Here is a 17,117-nt window from a genome sequence, read left to right as displayed (position 1 = left end):
CTTTGATTTGTGTGAGCTTTACAATATGTAACTTTGTTACACATTGTATAGCGTTAGGAGCACATTTTAATCAAAACGTTAATAAAACTTAGCTAATCTTGTGTTACCAAAGAATAGCTTACAAAATATTATTTGTAATTTAATAGGAGAATAAATGGCAACTGCTAGTATGACTGAAAATGTTAATAATGCACCAGTGTGGGTAAATACTGCCAACTGTAAAGCATGTGATATCTGTGTATCTGTATGTCCATCAGGTGTATTAGGTATGAAATACGATTCAACATCAACTTTAGGTGCAATGATCTCAATCGATCATCCTGAAGCTTGTATCGGATGTAATGAGTGTGAACTTACATGTCCAGACTTTGCTATTTATGTAGCAGATAAAGCTGATTTAAAAGCAGCTGGCAAAAGCTTTGCTAAATTAACTGATGAGGCTAAAGAGCGTCAAGCAGCTATTGTAGCAAATAACTATATGTCTCTAGAGCAAGGAGTTAAATAATGGCATTAAGAGAAGTAATTTCAACTGGTAATGACTTAGCTGCAATCGCAGCAGTTGATGCTGGATGTAGATTTTTTGGAGGGTACCCAATTACTCCTTCATCGGAAGTAATGCATACTATTTCTGATTTACTACCAGCTGTTGGTGGTACAGCTATTCAAATGGAAGATGAGATCGCTGGTGTTGCTGCGGCTGCGGGTGCTGGTATGGCTGGTGTTCGTACTATGACTGCAACTTCAGGTCCTGGTATTTCACTAAAAGCTGAGAACCTTGGTCTTGCTCAAATGGCAGAAGTTCCATTAGTAGTTGTAAACGTTATGCGTGGTGGTCCATCAACTGGTCTTCCAACTCGTGTATCTCAAGGTGATATTCGTCAAGCGAAAAACCCATCTCACGGTGATTACCGTTCAATCACTTTATGTGCTGGTAACTTAGCTGAGTGTTATACTGAAACAGTACGTGCATTCAACTTAGCTGACAGATTCATGCAACCTGTTTTCGTGTTACTAGATGAAACTATCGGTCACATGCACGGTAAAGCAATGATCCCTACAGTAGAAGATGTAAAAGCTGGTATTGTTCCTCGTAAAACTTTCGACGGTGCTCCAGAAGATTACAAACCATATGAGTGTGAAGCTGATCAACCAGCGGTTCTTAACCCAATGTTCCAAGGTTATAGATACCACTTTACAGGTCTTCACCACGATTCAATGGGATTCCCAACTGAAGAGATCGAAACTTGTAGAAAACTTATTCAAAGACTTGAAGATAAAGTTATGATGCACACTGATGAGTTAGAGCTTAACGAAGAATTTATGCTTGATGACTTAACAGGTGAAGAGGGTGAAGTTCTTATCATCGCTTACGGTTCTGTTTCATTAGCTGCAAAAGAAGCTATTCGTCACTTAAGAGCTGAAGGTATCAAAGCTGGTTTATTCAGACCAATTACTGTATGGCCATCTCCAGCTGATAGAATTAAGCACTTTACAGACAAAATTAAAAATGTTATCTGTGTTGAGTTAAACATCAGACAATATACTGAAGAGGTAGAAAGAGTTTCTGGTAGACTTGATATCGAAGGTTTATACAAAGTAAATGGTAGAGCTATCTCTCCATATGAAATTGTAAATAAAGTAAAAGAGGTATTCTAACATGGCATTCAATTACGATAAATATTTAAGACTTGAAAAAATGCCAACACTTTGGTGTTGGGGTTGTGGTGACGGTGTTATCTTAAAAGCTTTCATCCGTGCTATCGATAAACTTGGTATTGACCAAAATGATGTATGTGTTGTTTCTGGTATTGGTTGTTCTGGACGTTTCTCGTCTTACGTAGACTTCAATACAGTACATACAACTCACGGTAGAACAGTTGCTTTTGCTACTGGTATTAAGCTTGTTCACCCAGATAAATATGTAGTTTGTGTTGCTGGTGACGGTGATGCACTTGCTATCGGTGGTAACCACACTATTCACGGTGCTAGAAGAAATATTGATATTACATTAATTATTATCAATAACTTCATTTACGGTTTAACTAACTCACAAACATCTCCAACTACTCCTCAAGGTATGTGGACTGTTTCTCAAAAAGCTGGTAACATCGATCCAACTTTCAATGCTTGTGATCTTGGTATCGCATCTGGTGCTTCTTTCGTTGCACGTGAGACTATGCTTGACCCGAAAAAACTTGAGAAAGTTTTCGTAAAAGCTTTACAACACAGAGGTTTCTCTTTCTTAGACATTATGTCTAACTGTCATATTAACCTTGGTCGTAAAAACAAAATGCAATCAGCTATGGAAAACCTTCAATGGATTGATAGCATTACTATGCCTAAGAAAAAATACGATGCTTTACCGGAAGAAGAAAAACTTAACGTTTTCCCAACTGGTATCTTAAAAGAAGACACAGAAGTTAGAGAATACTGTGACATGTATGCAGACATCATTGCTGTACATCAAGGTAAACGTAAAGTAATCACTCAAGACGACTTTGCTAAGAAAATATAACAAGGAGAACACACAATGGCTAGACAAATAATGAGATTTACAGGTGTTGGTGGACAAGGTGTTCTTCTTGCAGGAGAGATCTTTGCAGCTGCGAAAATTAAAGATGGTGGTTACGGTTTAAAAACTGCAACATATACTTCTCAAGTTCGTGGTGGACCGACAGTTGTTGATATTACTCTAGATGATGATGAAATCTTCTACCCATATGCAAATGATGGTGAAGTTGGTTTCATGCTTTCAGTTGCACAAGCAAGTTATGCATTATTCAAAGATGGTGTTACTCCAGGTGGTACTATCGTTGTAGATCCATATCTTGTACACCCAACTGAAGAAGACCGTAAAAAATGGAATATCATTGAGATTCCTATTATTACAATTGCAAAAGAAGAGGTTGGTAACGTTATTACTCAATCTGTTGTTGCTCTTGCAATTGCAAATACAATCATCAAACCTTTAGATAGAGATCACCTTATTGAGGTTATGCTTTCTAAGGTACCTGCAAAAGTTCATGAAGCAAACAAAAAAGCTTATGACTTAGGTGAGAAATACGCTTTAGAAGCTATTGCTAAATAATTAGCTTCTACTAAATTAAAGCAGCTCTGAAATATGAGCTGCTTTTTTTATGTCTTTATCTAATATTAACTAATATTTAATTTCCTACTTTTATACTTTCCCAGAAAAAATCTACATGTCTTTCAAACTGAGTCGATAAAGAATCGGCAGACTTTTTGTCAAAACGAAGCAGGGTGATCTGAAATCTTATATAAAATAGGGTAGAGAGAAACTCATATCCAACCATCATAGGATCGTTAGAACGTATTAAATTGTTCTGCATCATAATAAAAAAGCCCTCAGAAAGCGTTTTTATGTTCTCTTGATGGAACTGAGTCATAAACTGCTCTCTAAGCTCACTATTTTGAAGTAATTCAATCATAAGCAGTTTAAACATACTTTCGCTTTTTTTATCAAATGTGAGCATCTTATACTGCATTGCAAACTTTTGTAAAAAAGGTTTTCCTCTTGTTGAAAGCTCTTTTATCTCATCACTTGAAAGTGAAAAAGGGGAGCTAAATATACTTTGTGCAATCTCTAAAAATATAGCTTCTTTGTTTTTGAAATGATTATAGAGCGCACTCTCTCTAATTCCAACTTCTGAAGCAATTTTACGTACACTTGTAGCTTTATAACCGTTATTTGAGAAGAGGGTACTCGCTACTTTTAGTATTTTTTCTTTTGTACCGCTTCTTTTTACAATATCCCTGTTTTCAGGCATTTAAGACCCCTTTTTTAATATGTGAACATTTGTTAATATCTTTAAAAGTATATATGAACATTTGTTAATTTGAGCTTATTTAATATGAACAAATGTTCATAAAATAAATATACAACAAGAACAAGTGTTCATATATTAAAATAAGCGCATTTAAATCTAATTTTTAGTATCATTTCTACAAGCATAAGAAGATAGTTACTTGGCAAGACCCAAGAGGAAAGTCCGAGCTGCTGTAAGACAATGTTCCATTTAACGAATGGCCGTAGTAATACGAGGGAAAGTGCAACAGAAATATTACTTCCACATATGTGGTAAAGGTGAAAAGGCGGTGTAAGAGACCACCAGTCTTTATGGCAACATAGAGAGCTTGTAAACCCAACATGGCAGCAAGAAGCAGATGGTTAGCGTCTTACAATTGCTATTGCTTCGCTAGAGACATGATGTAAATTATGTAGTAGATTAATGCTATCACAACAAAACTCGGCTTATTCTTATGCTTTTAAAGGATATTCAATGAGAAAAAATATGCTTTTAATACCAACATTCCTTTTTTTGACCGCGTGTACATCACCATCTATTTATTTTAGCGATAAGAGTGTGAATATAATTACTGATAAACAATTAACTGTAGAGATAAATGGAAATATTCGTTATAAAACTATTCTAAAATTAACTAATATTAAAATAGGGCAGTATGTTTATGAAGTTACAAAAGGGAATATGTTAACTGTTGAAGAATTAAGTGTTGACACCACTTATAAGTTTCACGGTTCTATTTCAAAAACTGTAGGAATTGGTTTTAGTAACTATAAATATGACGAAGTGTTTTCAAAGGCCAATATGAGTTTCTTTGAACTTACGAATAAAGATGAGAAAGAAAAAACTCTTTATTTGATTACCTATAATAGAAATAAGAAAAACGTAAAGTTTATTTATGGAGATAATAAAAAACTGTTCAATGAGATATTAGAAGCCATTAAAAATGATAAAGCACTGCTCAACATACAAGATGTAATTATAAAGCAGAATAAGCAAAAAGCTCAAGATTATATAAAAACGACATGGAGTGAAAAGAATATTATTCTAGATGGATTAATATATGAAGAAGGCGGAAGCCCTTTAAGAATACTGCAACATTAGTTTCAAGAGAATATAACCTTTAGTAGAGTAGTCTATGTCATTAAATTTTTTGATGGTTGTTATACTATTTTGTATATGCAACCGGAAACGGATACAAAATGGTTCAAAAACTAACTCATCCCATTGCTAAAACACTGATAAATCGTATGAGAGACAAAAATACTGATGCGGTGCAGTTTCGTTCATGTATTGCTGAATTATCAAAGATTCTGCTTCTTGAAGCTTTTAAAGAGATAGAAATGGAAACCAAGAGCATTCAAACATGGCAGGGGACTCATGATTTTGAGTTTATCAATGATAAATCAATCATGTTTATACCAATTATGCGTGCCGGTATGCCAATGTTAGATTCCCTTATAACACTGTTTCCTGATGCTATATCTGGTTTTTTAGCCATGAAACGGGACGAAATGACTCATAAAGCGGTACTGTATTATGACAGAGTTCCAGATTGTGAAGGTAAAACAGTCGTGCTTTTAGATCCTATGGTTGCTACGGGTGGATCACTTTGCGATGCTTTAGATGTAATCAAAGCAAAAGGTCCTAAACGTATTCTTTCACTTAATTTAATTGGTGCACCGGAAGGTTTGTCCGTTGTAGAAGAGAGACATCCTGACGTGCCAGTGTATATAGCACAGATAGATTTACATCTAAATGACAACAAATTCATTATTCCAGGAATTGGTGATGCAGGTGACAGAGCTTATAATACACCTGAATAGAAGACAGATAGAACAATAAATAATTTTAAAGAGAATATACATTATGTTAACCAATATATATTTAAAGTATATTCTTCAACACAAATACCACACAAACTAAGAGTATAATACTTCATAAACAAACTCAAGGAGACACTAATGCATGGGTTTGATATGAATGGATGGAGTTTTATGATGGGATTTGGATGGATTGTACTTATACTTTTAATAGTCATCTTAGTGTACTTTGTCAATAATACGCAAAATAAGAATCAAGAACCTTCTGCAAGAGATATATTGGATAAACGGTATGCAAATGGAGAGATAGACGATGAAGAATATAAACGGATGAAGGACAACCTGCTCCAACACTAGGCTATCTTTATATTTTTATCTGTTTTAAACGTAAAGCATTTACAATTACAGATACAGAACTAAAACTCATCGCAGTTGCCGCTATAATTGGTGAAAGCAATATCCCAAAGAATGGATACAGTACTCCTGCAGCAATTGGGACTCCTATACTGTTATAAACAAACGCAAAAAACAGATTCTGTTTAATATTTTGCATTGTGGCACGGCTGATTTTTAAAACTTTAACAATACCGAGCAGATCACCTTTAATTAATGTAATACCTGCACTCTCTATTGCCACATCGGTTCCAGTACCCATGGCAATGCCTATATCTGCCTGAGCAAGAGCAGGTGCATCGTTGATCCCATCACCTGCCATGGCTACTATAGCACCCTCTTCTTGCAGTTTGTTAATCACTTGTGCCTTTCTATCAGGCATAACTTTGGCATAAACTGTATTGATATCGAGTTTTTTAGCTACAGCATTGGCCGTCGTTTCGTTGTCCCCACTAAGCATAACAATCTTTATCCCCTCCTCTTTTAAGCGTTTAATAGCTGCTACAGAGCTTGATTTAATTGGATCTTCAATCCCTATAATTGCACTAAATTGGGACTCAATTGCTATAAATATGACAGTTTTTCCATCTTCACGCAATGAATTTGCCCTCTTTGTAATTGCTTGAGTTGTAATCTTGAGACTATTTAAGAAATCCTCACTGCCTATAACTATTTTTTTATTTTCTATAGTGCCTTGAATACCCTGTCCTGTAATAGCTTTAAAATCTTTTACTTCAGAGAGTGATACATTCTGCTCTTTTGCATGTTCTACAATCGCTTCTGCCAAAGGATGTTCACTCAAAAGCTCTAAGCTGGCTGTAAATTTTAAAACATCTTTTTCATCAAAACTGTCATTTTGAACTATAAAAGTGGTTACTTTTGGTTTTCCTTCTGTGAGTGTCCCTGTTTTATCTACAACCAAAGTATTTATTTTCTCCATGATCTCCAAATTTTTAGCATCTTTGATCAGTATCCCAGAAAGAGCTGCTCTGCCTGTTCCAACCATAATTGAAATAGGAGTGGCAAGACCAAGCGCACAAGGACAGGCAATAATTAAAACTGAAACAGCGGATACTATCGCATAAGCCAAACGGGGTTCTGGTCCAAGCATATACCACCCGAAAAAAGCCAAAATAGCTACTGCAACGACAGTAGGTACAAAATAAGCAGATACCATATCTGCAAGTTTTTGAATAGGTGCTCGTGAACGTTGGGCAAGAGCTACCATGTTTATGATCTGTGCAAGCATCGTATCACTTCCTATACGCTCGGCTTTCATAACTAATGTAGAGTTTTTATTGAATGTTGCACCGATCAAGGGATCATCCATACTTTTAGCAATAAGTAGCGGTTCTCCTGTGATCATAGATTCGTCAACGTTGCTTTTTCCTTCCAATACAACACCGTCAACAGGGATCTTCTCACCCGGTTTAATTCTTAACATATCACCTACCTGAATAAGATCCAGCGGTATTGTTTCTTCATTTCCTGCTGCATCTATAATACGATGGGCATGTTTGGGTGCAAGGTTTAACAACGTTTTTATGGCAGAGTTTGTTTTACTTCTTGCTTTGAGTTCTAAAACCTGCCCTAAAAGTACCAAGGTTGTAATAACGGCTGCCGCTTCAAAATAGACATGTACCAAGCCATCTTTGGTTCTCATAAGCGGTGGAAAGAGTTCAGGCAGCAACAAAGCTACAATACTATAAAGATAAGCAGTACTTACTCCGATTGCGATCAGGGTAAACATATTGAGGTTTAATGTTTTGATAGATTCATAACCTCGCAGTAAAAAAGGCCATCCACCCCAAAGTATGACAGGTGAAGCCAAGAGAAATAAAAACCATTGAATATCTACCATAGAAATGTTCTGCGGTATATATTCAGGAGCCAAGTCACTGCTCATAGATACAATAAAAACAGGCAATGTAAAAAGTAAGCTCATCCAAAAGCGTTGTTTCATATAGTTTAATTCGTTGTTCTCGTCATCATCTGTATTTTCAACAATAACAGGCTCTAAAGCCATTCCACATTTTGGACAGCTTCCAGGGTAGTCTTGTATAACTTCTGGATGCATAGGACAAGTATAAGTATGATTATTCATTACATTGCCTTTTGTTGTTATAGAAACATTATATAAAGCTTTTGTGTAGAGTATGTGTAATAAGAAACTTTTGAAAAAGATTTGCGAAATTTTTTGAGATCTTGTATAGTTCTAAAAATAAAATACCAAACGAGTGATATATGTCAGAAAGAAAAGAAAAACTAATTCAAGATATACAAAACCTGCTAAACAGTTATGAAGGCGGTTCAAATACATCTATTAACCCTGCACTTTTAGAGTTTATGGATGAAAAAACACTTATCGGAATTATAGACTCCCTTCTAGATCAAAAAGAGGATTCTAAAGAAGCTGATGTTGAGTGGTTGGAGCAATTTAAAATAACAAAATAATACATTGTTGTATTTTGTTAATAACATTTCTTGGTTTTGTGCTATAATGTTAAAAATCTTTTGTGAGGAATTGTTATGAACAATATGGACTTAATTAAACTAACTGAACAAACTAAGAAGTTAACTGCTTTAGTAGTTGAAGATGAAAAAGTTACAAATGAACTTTTAAGTTCTACATTTAAAAACTTTTTTGCAGGTGTAGAATCTTGTTTTGACGGAGAAAGTGCGTTAAAACTTTATGAAAAAACACAACCGGATATCGTTTTTGTTGACATTATTATGCCAGGTATGGATGGTATTGAGCTTTCTCGTAAAATCAGAGCTATGAATAAAGATCAAATCATTATCGTAATCTCTGCAAGTAACGATATGGAAAAAATCTCTGAATCTATCGAAGTTGGTGTAAACAGTTTCATTCAAAAACCAATTGATACGAAAAAGATCTTAGACTTGCTTGGAAATGTTGTAGCTATGATCGCTAAGAAGAAAAAAATTGAGACAAAAACATTCTCAATCTCTCTTCCATTAGACCTTTATGAAGAAGTAAATGACAACGCAAAATCTGAAAGTATCTCTAAAAATGCTGTAATTATTAGAGCACTTCGTAGTTTTTATGAATAAAACACATTTTAAGTGTTTTTTAAGCGTTTCATCTATATAATTTCGGCTCAACAACAAAGTTGAGCCTTTTGGCCCCATCGTCTAGCGGTTAGGATCCATGGTTTTCATCCATGTTACCGGAGTTCGAGTCTCCGTGGGGTCACCAACATTCTCCTTTTAAAAAAATCAGATTTCAATTTAATTAAACAAAAGTTTTGAGAAAGTCCCAAATATTTTTCAAGATTTTTTTATATCTAGATTTGCATTAAGTCATAATAGGCAATATGCACAAGGGCAACTAAATAAGGTTGCCCTATTATTTAATTTACTATATAGTAAATTATTTTAATTGTTCAGCTACAAGTTGGTTTACAACCTGTGGATTTGCTTTTCCGCCTGTTGCTTTTAGAACCTGCCCTACAAAGAATCCTAGCAGTTTTGTGTTTCCTGCTTTAAACTTTTCTACGTTATCCGGATTTTTGGCTATTATTTCTTCGATAATAGGTAGAATTTGCGCAGGATCGCTTATTTGTATAAGTCCTTTAGCTTCAACTATCTGTGCAGGGTTTTCTCCGCTTGTAGACATCTCTTCAAGTACTTGTTTGGCAATCTTATTTGAAATAGTCTCATCATCAACCATTTTTACAAGTTCAGCTATTTGTACAGCAGTAAACTTAAGATCGCTCACCTGCTTCTCTTTTAATTCACGAGCCACTTCATTTGCCACTATATTAGCCGTAGTAACAGCAGAATTGTTTACAGACAGAGCTTCTGCATAGAAAGACGACAATTGCTCGTCACGAGCTAAAATATCCGCAACCATGCTGTTTAGTTTAAGCTCATTAGTGTACTTGTCAAAAAGTGCTTGTTCGGTTTCAGTCATAGGCTCAACTTCACCATCGATCTGTACTTTTTTCTCTTGAGGCTTTTTATCTTCTTTTTGTGCAGTTGCTTTTTCTTTTTTAGACCAAGAGTCTTTAAGTCCTACAATCTTGTTAAATACAGGTTTTTCATCTGTATAATTAATTGGATCGGCATAGAAGTACCCTTGTCTTTCAAACTGGAATCTCTCATCTGGTCTTTCAGTGATTACAGCAGGCTCGATAAGAGCATTGCTAATAACTTTTAGTGAATCCGGATTAAGGTCGTCAAGACTTTCAGGTGCTTCATTTTTATATAGTCTGTCATAAAGTCTTACTTCTACAGTTTTAGCACTCGCAGCATCTACCCACTGAATAGCACTTTTTACTTTGATACCACTTGTATCTTGACCACTCTTAGAGTTAGGATTGTACTCAGCAATGATCTCCGTAATGTTGCCCTCAGCATCTTTTACAACCTCTTTACATGTAATGATGTAAGCGTGTTTTAGACGTACAGGCTGTTCAGGCGTTAAACGGAAGTATCCTTTTGGAGGATTCTCTGAAAAGTCTTCACGCTCTATGTAAATTGTTTTAGAGAAAGGTATCTTTCTTGAACCCTCTTTAGGTACATCTTCAGGATAGTATGAAGCTTCAAGCTCTTCGCTGCCTTCATAGTTCTCAATTGTCACTTTTAGAGGATCAAGCACTGCCATTACACGCGGTACTTTAGTATTTAGATCATCTCTAATAGCAAATTCAAGCTGTGCAACATCAACCGTTGAGTTTGCTTTTGCAATACCTATTGAATCACAGAAGTTTAAAATAGATTCAGGTGTATAACCTCTTCTTCTGTATCCTGCAATTGTAGGAAGACGCGGATCGTCCCAACCGTTTACATACTCTTTGTTAACTAATTCTAAAAGCAATCTTTTACTCATAACAGTGTAGTTAATACCAAGACGTGCAAATTCATGTTGGTAAGGGCGTGGCGGTTCTAGTTTTAGCGTATCTAATACCCAGTCGTAAATATCACGGTTATTTTCAAATTCCAGTGTACAGATTGAGTGAGTTACACCTTCAATATAATCAGACAAACAGTGACCAAAGTCATACATAGGATAAATTGCCCACTTGTCCCCTGCTCTATAGTGATGAGCATGACGTATGCGGTATAAAAGAGGATCACGCATTTTCATATTTGCTGCAGACATATCGATCTTAGCTCTTAGAACGTGCTCACCATCTTTAAATTCACCGTTTTTCATTCTCTCTAAAAGATCGAGGTTCTCTTCAACAGAACGCTCTGCATATTCACTACGGCGTCCCGGCTGTGTAACAGTACCGCGGTATTCACGCATAGTCTCTTCATCTAATGAGTCAACGTAAGCTTTGCCCATTTTTACAAGCTCAATTGCGTATTCGTAAAGTTTGTCAAAATAATCAGACGTATAACGTACATGGTTATCCCATTTAAAACCTAGCCACTCTACTGCATCTTTAAGTGCTTCAACGTATTTTGTGTCTTCTGTAGTCGGGTTTGTATCGTCCATTCTAAGGTTACAGCGACCATTGTAATCACGTGCAATACCGAAGTTGATAGCGATAGACTTAGCATGACCAATATGGGGGAAACCATTTGGCTCCGGTGGAAACCTTGTAATAACCTCTTTATATTTGCCTGATTCTAAATCTTTTTCGACTATTGTACGTAAAAAATCTTTGTGCTCACTCATTCTTGTAAAACCTTTTTGATTTGAAACTTTATAAAAAAAGATATTCTAGCAAAATGGAGCTTATAATATGCTAGGTAGAAATTTGTTATAGTGTTATTATGAAGATAATCAATTTCGGATCTATTAATATAGACCATGTATATAGTGTAGATCATTTTGTTCGTCCCGGTGAAACGCTCAGCAGTAAAAACTACACTGTTTTTAGCGGCGGTAAAGGTGCAAATCAGTCCATAGCCTTAGCACGTGCAAATGCAGATGTGATCCATGTTGGAAACATAGGATTAGACGGTGTATGGCTCAAAGAGAAAATGGAAAAAGAAGGGATAGATATACATCTTATAAAAACAGTTAAAGCACCTACGGGGCATGCTGTCATACAGGTAAACTCTGAAGGTGAAAATGCGATCATAATCCACGGTGGGGCTAACGAAACATTTAAACCTAGTGACATCAAAAAAGCACTTAAAACTGCAAATGCAGGCGACATTGTACTTTTACAAAATGAGATAAACGCCGTCGATAAAATCCTAAAGTATACTAAAGATAAAGATCTCAAAGTGGTCTTTAACCCTGCCCCGATGACAGACGCCGTTAAAGATTATCCCCTTGAGCTTGTAGATGTATTTATAATAAATGAAACAGAAGGCGAAGCTCTAAGCGGTGAGAAAAAGCCTGAGAAAATAATCAAAGCCATGAGTAAGCTGTATCCAAAAAGTGCCGTTGTTTTAACACTTGGCAAAAAAGGTGTGATCTACTCTGAAGATAAAACAGTTATAAAAGTAGATGCATTAAAAGTAAAGGCGGTAGACACTACGGGAGCCGGTGATACTTTTATAGGTTACTTTTTAGCCGAGCTTTCACGTGGAATAAGAATAGAAAAATGTCTAAAGACGGCGGTGAAAGCCTCGAGTATTTGTGTAACAAAAAAAGGAGCTGCGGATTCTATTCCTATTATAGGTTGATAGTTAACTCTAAATCTAATGAATAAATTTAATTTGCTATAGTTGCTTGTTAGCTGCTCTTAAGTTCAGCCTCTACCTCTGAGTATAATTCGTCAGTTATATCACAAATTTCTGATGCTTCAGCAGTCATACCCCAGAACTCATCAATAAATATTTCAATTGCTATCAGTAGGTGTTCTGCAGCTAAAGTTAGTTCTATTTTTTGAGCAGGGATGTGTAACCCCTTATTTGTGCGTGAAAAATATAGCGACTCTTCTCTTAGTGATGAATACTTTCCTAACTCATATCCGTCAAAAATTTCTTTAGCCCTCTCAGCTCCAATACTGTTTGCTATACGATCACCTATTAAGTAAATAGGGTCCACTGATATTTTATGCTTCTTTCCATGATTAAAAAGCGGGTCTTTTCCTCGTTTTACTTTTTCTCGTTCAGTGCCCCAAGCACGCATGTGACCAGCTTTTATTTTCGCGATCTCTTCAAATACTGTGATTGATAAGAATAAAGATGGTGCGAAACTACTGTTTCTAAATAAAGTATATGATGCCCGTATTAAATCATAAACATGCGTAACAGCTGCATTGTATTCATCGCTTCCATGCAAACCAGTATATTCATCAGAAACAACTAAGGAAGCCTCATGAGCTATATGAAATCCTTTCTTTTCCATGGTGCCTCCTAAATAAGCAGATAACTATTTATTTAACGAATATTATATATAGATTGTCTTGGCATAAGCTGAATAGAAAAGTACCAAAAATCTTCCTTTATTAGGCTATTAGGTAAAATTTGTTAAGATCGCGAAAAATTTATATAGGAATATAGATGTTAAGATTTGCTTTCAGCCCTACTCGCGATATGGAGCTTGGGGACTTAAGAGTCGCTCTCATAAACTTTATAGTTGCCCAGCAGCGTAAAGAAGACTTAATAGTAAGAGTTGACGATACAAGTACAAGAAACAATATAGAAGGGAAAGATAAAGAGTACCTGGACATTCTTGACCTTTTTGGGATCAGATACACGCAAACGATCCATGAAAGCCAAAACTTCCGTTTCCACACTGCTATGGCTCTACAGCTTATGCATGAGAAAAAAGCGTTTAGCTGTTTCTGTTCTCCTGACTGGATTCAAGGCAAAATGGATGAGGCTCAGGCTGCAAACAAGCCGTATCTTTACGATGATGCGTGTGCCAATCTTCCTGCTGAACTTGTAATAGACAACACAAACCCTTTTACTGTACGTATCCACAGACCTGAAAAAGATATTACGGTTACAGATGCGATCCAAGGGGAACTGACATTTAAAGCAGATACGATCGACAGTTTTATGATCCTAAAGCAGGACAAAACGCCAATGGCTGATTTTGCTTCAGCTGTAGAAGATATGCTGAGTGACATCTCTTTAGTGATCCAAGATCAAGATCACATAGAGTCTGCACCAAAACAGGTTTACGTACGAGACTCCCTGCAGTATGATAAAAAAGTACAATACGCGCATATTCCGCCTATGACTGGCAATGACATCCCAAGCGTAACGTCACTTTTAGAACAAGGTTACCTTCCTAAAGCGATCGTAAATTATTTAATATCAATGGATTTAGAGGACGCTATAGAGCAGTTTGACCTTGCAAAACTCTCACCACTGCCTGTAGCTTTTGATCTTGAAAAACTAAAAGAGATCAACAAACAACAGCTCAAATCGATGGACGCAAAAGAGCTGTCCCGTTATGTTGGTTTTGCAGATTCAGAGATCGGAGAACTTGCACGTCTTTATGTAGATGAAGTTGAAACTACCAGAGGATTAAAAACAAAAATTGCTCCTATCTTTAGCGAAAGAAACATTCCAGAAGCATATCAAGAGCAATGCGATATAATTAAAAGCTGTGTACAGCAAGCACCCTACTTTGAAGAATATGATGCTTTTAAAGCGTATATCATCAAAGAAACAGGCATGACAGAGGAAAACTTCTCTAAAGGGCTGAGAATTTTACTTACAAATAGTGAAGAAGGTCCGGAACTGACTGAAATATACAAATATCTTAAAAATTACCTAGGGGAGATTATAAAATGATAGCAGAGATTATTCAAGGTTTAGGCGGTATTTTAATAGCGCTCATTAATGTTTATATTTGGGTAGTGATTATTGCGGCACTTATCAGTTTTGTGAATCCTGATCCGTATAACCCGATTGTACAGTTTCTTTACAGAATTACAAACCCTGCTTATGCACTTGTTAGAAAGTTTATGAGAACTAATTTCAATGGTATCGACTTAGCTCCGCTAGTGATTATTATCGCTCTTCAAGTGGTAATTGTAATCTTAAGCTCTCTATTAAGACACCTGTAACGGCGTCTTATTCATCTTTTTTAAAAACCATCTTATTAGAAGAGATATTATCATTCTTAGCTTCCAGGCTAAGGATGTCTTGTTCTTTTTGCTCCATAAATCCAAGAATATAATGCTTATTCCATTGTTTTACATCTTTTGTGAATTTCTTAAAACTGTTCTCATGCGGCAACTCTTCTTGCAGCATTGAAGGTTGATCATTTAATGTAAAAGAGAGCTGTTCAGATTCGTTTTTCAGGTATAGAGTTACATAAAAATACTCTGCATTTTTATAAAGATCCGGCATTACTTTATTAAGGTATACGGCACTCACGATCCCCTGAATTTCTGTTTTGTCTTGAATTTTAGAATTGACTTGATTATTTTCCCATTGTTGTTGCTCTGGGGAGAAATTAAAACGATCAAAACCGTTTTTATCTACACATCCTGTAAATAAAGTTGTAAGTGTTAAAAGTGTTAGTGCTATTTTCATCCCAAAATTATACCTTGTTTAAACTCATCTTCTGTATAATTACTAAAAATTTTAAAAGTTGCGTATGGAAAAGAGAATAGCAGTAGGTTTTACGGGACCTTCAAACAGCGGAAAAACTACATTAATACTCAAAGTTGCAAGAAAATTGATCCATGAACATGGACTTGAAGTGGCGATTATTAAGCATGATCCTAAAGACAAAGCAAGATTTGACGTTGAAGGGAAAGACAGTTACAAGTTTAGCGATACTGGTGCTGAAGTTATAGTAACCTCCCCTAACAGAACAACTTACTTTTCACATAGAGAATCTTCTTTAGATGAGATGATCAGACTTTTTAACCATTTCGATGTATTGCTCGTTGAAGGTTTAAAAGGCTTGCCACTGCCTAGAATCAGTATTTTTAGAAATACTATAGATGAAGATTACTTCCCGTTTATGAATGCTTTGGCAATTGATGAGACAATTAATATTGTAGATTATAAAGTGCCACATGATGTAGACATGCTAAATCTTAACGATCCGGATGAAGTGATATCTTGGATATTTAAAAACGCAAAACAAGTTTAAAAAGGATAGAGATGGAAAATATATTTGATGCAATACAAGCAAGTGCAAAAAGAATTAAAAACGCTATAGATATTAAAGATATAGGTTACTCACAACAAGAGAACTCTTCTGGTGAGACACAACTTCAGTTAGACATTCAGTGTGACATGATCATTGAAGAGGAATTTTCAAAAGTTGCTTCAGTACATACAATTTCATCAGAAGAGAAAGAGCACGCCGAAGAGTTACATACAGATGGAAAATATTTTATCTCTTACGATCCACTCGATGGTTCATCTTTAGTGGACGTAAACTTAAGTGTTGGAAGTATTTTTGGTATCTACGAAGGTGGTTTCGGTGCTGAAAACATGGTTGCATCTTGTTATGTAGTATACGGTCCGAGAGTTGAAATGGTATTTGCACAAAATAAAGTAAAACTCTATCTTCTTCAAGCTGGTGAATTTGAGTATGTTAAAGAGATCAGACTTACTGAAAAAGGTAAATTAAATGCACCGGGCGGTACGCAACAAAACTGGGCACCGTATCATAAAGAGATGGTAGACTCTTTCTTTAAAGAGGGATATCGTCTACGTTATTCAGGTGGTATGGTTCCTGATCTTCATCAAATCTTACTTAAAGGGGGCGGATTATTCAGTTACCCTGGAACTAGTGATAAACCGGAGGGGAAACTTCGCCGTTTATTTGAAGTATTCCCTTTTGCTTTTGTATATGAAAAAGCAGGCGGTGAAGCGATTGACGGTAAAGGGAGACTTTTAGAGTTAGGTTATAGACACCTTCACGATACATCTCCGTGTTTCTTTGGTTCAAAGTATGAGATTGCTCGTGTAAAAGAGGTTTATTCTCAAAATGGATAATCAAGAAAAAGATAGATTTGAGATCTATCTTGATGAGATGATCGAGAAAGTGCAAAACTGTCAACAAGAGCATAGTGTTGAGAGTTGTAGTCAATGTCCCCAATATATAGGGTGTGAGCTGCGTAAAGAGTATGTAAATGCAGTTTACAATTCTATGAGTAAAGGTGACACTGGTGGATTTGAGTTTTAAGACAAATTCGATAAAATAGCAATAATAATTTTAGGCAGG

General features: G+C 35.9%; 20 protein-coding genes, 1 tRNA gene and 1 other RNA gene. 17 read left to right on the top strand and 5 right to left on the bottom strand.

The genetic code is table 11. From position 1 onward, the window contains the following. Positions 1–154 precede the first annotated feature (154 nt). The 4 genes from P6N22_RS02540 to P6N22_RS02525 are packed head-to-tail and all read left to right on the top strand — an operon-like array spanning position 155 to position 3,088. Positions 155–505: a 4Fe-4S dicluster domain-containing protein gene (locus tag P6N22_RS02540; RefSeq protein ID WP_280329867.1), complete on the top strand. Its 351-nt coding sequence runs from the start codon at positions 155–157 to the stop codon at positions 503–505. Further along, positions 505–1,656, top strand: coding sequence for a 2-oxoglutarate synthase subunit alpha (locus P6N22_RS02535; RefSeq protein WP_280329865.1), 1,152 nt, complete (start codon positions 505–507; stop codon positions 1,654–1,656). The genes P6N22_RS02540 and P6N22_RS02535 overlap by 1 nt, the downstream gene beginning before the upstream one ends. Position 1,657: 1 nt before the next feature. Continuing rightward, positions 1,658–2,515: a 2-oxoglutarate ferredoxin oxidoreductase subunit beta gene (locus P6N22_RS02530; protein WP_280329863.1), complete on the top strand. Its 858-nt coding sequence runs from the start codon at positions 1,658–1,660 to the stop codon at positions 2,513–2,515. A gap of 15 nt (positions 2,516–2,530) precedes the next feature. Continuing rightward, positions 2,531–3,088, top strand: a complete 558-nt coding sequence (locus tag P6N22_RS02525) for a 2-oxoacid:acceptor oxidoreductase family protein (protein WP_280329862.1) — start codon at positions 2,531–2,533, stop codon at positions 3,086–3,088. A 76-nt stretch (positions 3,089–3,164) separates the two neighbouring features. Here P6N22_RS02525 and P6N22_RS02520 read toward each other — a convergent pair whose 3' ends face one another. Continuing rightward, the gene (locus P6N22_RS02520; protein WP_280329860.1) at positions 3,165–3,788 is read right to left on the bottom strand and encodes a TetR/AcrR family transcriptional regulator; all 624 of its coding nucleotides are present in this window, start codon (positions 3,786–3,788) and stop codon (positions 3,165–3,167) included. 179 nt (positions 3,789–3,967) lie between these two features. Between P6N22_RS02520 and rnpB the strand changes: the two genes are divergently transcribed. The 4 genes from rnpB (at position 3,968) to P6N22_RS02500 (ending at position 6,004) form a co-directional block, all read left to right on the top strand. Beyond that, positions 3,968–4,291, top strand: an RNA gene (gene rnpB / locus P6N22_RS02515) — RNase P RNA component class A. Positions 4,292–4,301: 10 nt separating this feature from the next. Continuing rightward, positions 4,302–4,928 carry a hypothetical protein gene (locus P6N22_RS02510; protein WP_280329859.1) on the top strand — a complete coding sequence of 209 codons (627 nt, stop codon included), beginning with the start codon at positions 4,302–4,304 and terminating at the stop codon, positions 4,926–4,928. A gap of 98 nt (positions 4,929–5,026) precedes the next feature. Next, the gene (upp, locus tag P6N22_RS02505) at positions 5,027–5,650 is read left to right on the top strand and encodes a uracil phosphoribosyltransferase (RefSeq protein WP_280329858.1); all 624 of its coding nucleotides are present in this window, start codon (positions 5,027–5,029) and stop codon (positions 5,648–5,650) included. Positions 5,651–5,788: 138 nt separating this feature from the next. Further along, positions 5,789–6,004, top strand: coding sequence for an SHOCT domain-containing protein (locus P6N22_RS02500; RefSeq protein ID WP_280329857.1), 216 nt, complete (start codon positions 5,789–5,791; stop codon positions 6,002–6,004). Between the two features lie 7 nt (positions 6,005–6,011). Here P6N22_RS02500 and P6N22_RS02495 read toward each other — a convergent pair whose 3' ends face one another. Continuing rightward, on the bottom strand, positions 6,012–8,144 hold the full coding sequence (locus P6N22_RS02495; RefSeq protein ID WP_280329855.1) for a copper-translocating P-type ATPase: 2,133 nt from the start codon (positions 8,142–8,144) through the stop codon (positions 6,012–6,014). A gap of 140 nt (positions 8,145–8,284) precedes the next feature. Here P6N22_RS02495 and P6N22_RS02490 point away from each other — a divergent pair, with 140 nt between their 5' ends. The 3 genes from P6N22_RS02490 to P6N22_RS02480 all read left to right on the top strand — a co-directional run bounded on the left by P6N22_RS02490 (position 8,285) and on the right by P6N22_RS02480 (position 9,260). Then, positions 8,285–8,494: a hypothetical protein gene (locus P6N22_RS02490; protein WP_280329854.1), complete on the top strand. Its 210-nt coding sequence runs from the start codon at positions 8,285–8,287 to the stop codon at positions 8,492–8,494. A gap of 75 nt (positions 8,495–8,569) precedes the next feature. Beyond that, positions 8,570–9,115: a response regulator gene (locus tag P6N22_RS02485; RefSeq protein WP_280329853.1), complete on the top strand. Its 546-nt coding sequence runs from the start codon at positions 8,570–8,572 to the stop codon at positions 9,113–9,115. Positions 9,116–9,185: 70 nt separating this feature from the next. After that, positions 9,186–9,260: transfer RNA gene (locus P6N22_RS02480), tRNA-Glu, on the top strand. A gap of 174 nt (positions 9,261–9,434) precedes the next feature. On the opposite strand, the gene P6N22_RS02475 is transcribed toward P6N22_RS02480, so the two are convergent. Beyond that, positions 9,435–11,690, bottom strand: coding sequence for a glutamine--tRNA ligase/YqeY domain fusion protein (locus P6N22_RS02475; protein WP_280329851.1), 2,256 nt, complete (start codon positions 11,688–11,690; stop codon positions 9,435–9,437). A 98-nt stretch (positions 11,691–11,788) separates the two neighbouring features. Between P6N22_RS02475 and P6N22_RS02470 the strand changes: the two genes are divergently transcribed. Next, positions 11,789–12,652 carry a ribokinase gene (locus P6N22_RS02470; RefSeq protein ID WP_280329849.1) on the top strand — a complete coding sequence of 288 codons (864 nt, stop codon included), beginning with the start codon at positions 11,789–11,791 and terminating at the stop codon, positions 12,650–12,652. Positions 12,653–12,701: 49 nt separating this feature from the next. On the opposite strand, the gene P6N22_RS02465 is transcribed toward P6N22_RS02470, so the two are convergent. Then, entirely contained in the window at positions 12,702–13,319 is a 618-nt protein-coding gene (locus P6N22_RS02465; protein WP_280329847.1) for an AbiV family abortive infection protein, read from the bottom strand. Positions 13,320–13,474: 155 nt separating this feature from the next. On the opposite strand from P6N22_RS02465, the gene P6N22_RS02460 reads away from it, so the two are divergent. Both P6N22_RS02460 and P6N22_RS02455 read left to right on the top strand, forming a co-directional pair. Beyond that, complete coding sequence (locus P6N22_RS02460; protein ID WP_280329845.1) at positions 13,475–14,719, top strand: glutamate--tRNA ligase family protein; 1,245 nt, start codon at positions 13,475–13,477, stop codon at positions 14,717–14,719. Next, entirely contained in the window at positions 14,716–14,994 is a 279-nt protein-coding gene (locus tag P6N22_RS02455; RefSeq protein ID WP_280329843.1) for a YggT family protein, read from the top strand. Before P6N22_RS02460 ends, P6N22_RS02455 begins: the two co-directional genes overlap by 4 nt. 7 nt (positions 14,995–15,001) lie before the next feature. Here P6N22_RS02455 and P6N22_RS02450 read toward each other — a convergent pair whose 3' ends face one another. Continuing rightward, positions 15,002–15,466: a hypothetical protein gene (locus P6N22_RS02450; RefSeq protein ID WP_280329842.1), complete on the bottom strand. Its 465-nt coding sequence runs from the start codon at positions 15,464–15,466 to the stop codon at positions 15,002–15,004. Between the two features lie 64 nt (positions 15,467–15,530). Here P6N22_RS02450 and mobB point away from each other — a divergent pair, with 64 nt between their 5' ends. From mobB to P6N22_RS02435, 3 genes are read left to right on the top strand one after another with little or no spacing between them, the layout of a single operon-like run. After that, positions 15,531–16,034 carry a molybdopterin-guanine dinucleotide biosynthesis protein B gene (gene mobB / locus P6N22_RS02445; protein WP_280329840.1) on the top strand — a complete coding sequence of 168 codons (504 nt, stop codon included), beginning with the start codon at positions 15,531–15,533 and terminating at the stop codon, positions 16,032–16,034. 11 nt (positions 16,035–16,045) lie between these two features. Continuing rightward, positions 16,046–16,888 (top strand): class 1 fructose-bisphosphatase, encoded by an 843-nt coding sequence (locus P6N22_RS02440; protein ID WP_280329838.1) that lies wholly within the window; start codon positions 16,046–16,048, stop codon positions 16,886–16,888. Then, entirely contained in the window at positions 16,881–17,078 is a 198-nt protein-coding gene (locus tag P6N22_RS02435) for a hypothetical protein (RefSeq protein ID WP_280329836.1), read from the top strand. The genes P6N22_RS02440 and P6N22_RS02435 overlap by 8 nt, the downstream gene beginning before the upstream one ends. The last annotated feature ends 39 nt before the right edge of the window (positions 17,079–17,117 follow it).

The organism is Sulfurimonas sp. C5 (assembly GCF_029872055.1).
GTDB lineage: Bacteria > Campylobacterota > Campylobacteria > Campylobacterales > Sulfurimonadaceae > Sulfurimonas.
Note: the sequence above shows the minus strand (reverse complement) of the source record. Positions and strands in the feature narration are given on the sequence as shown.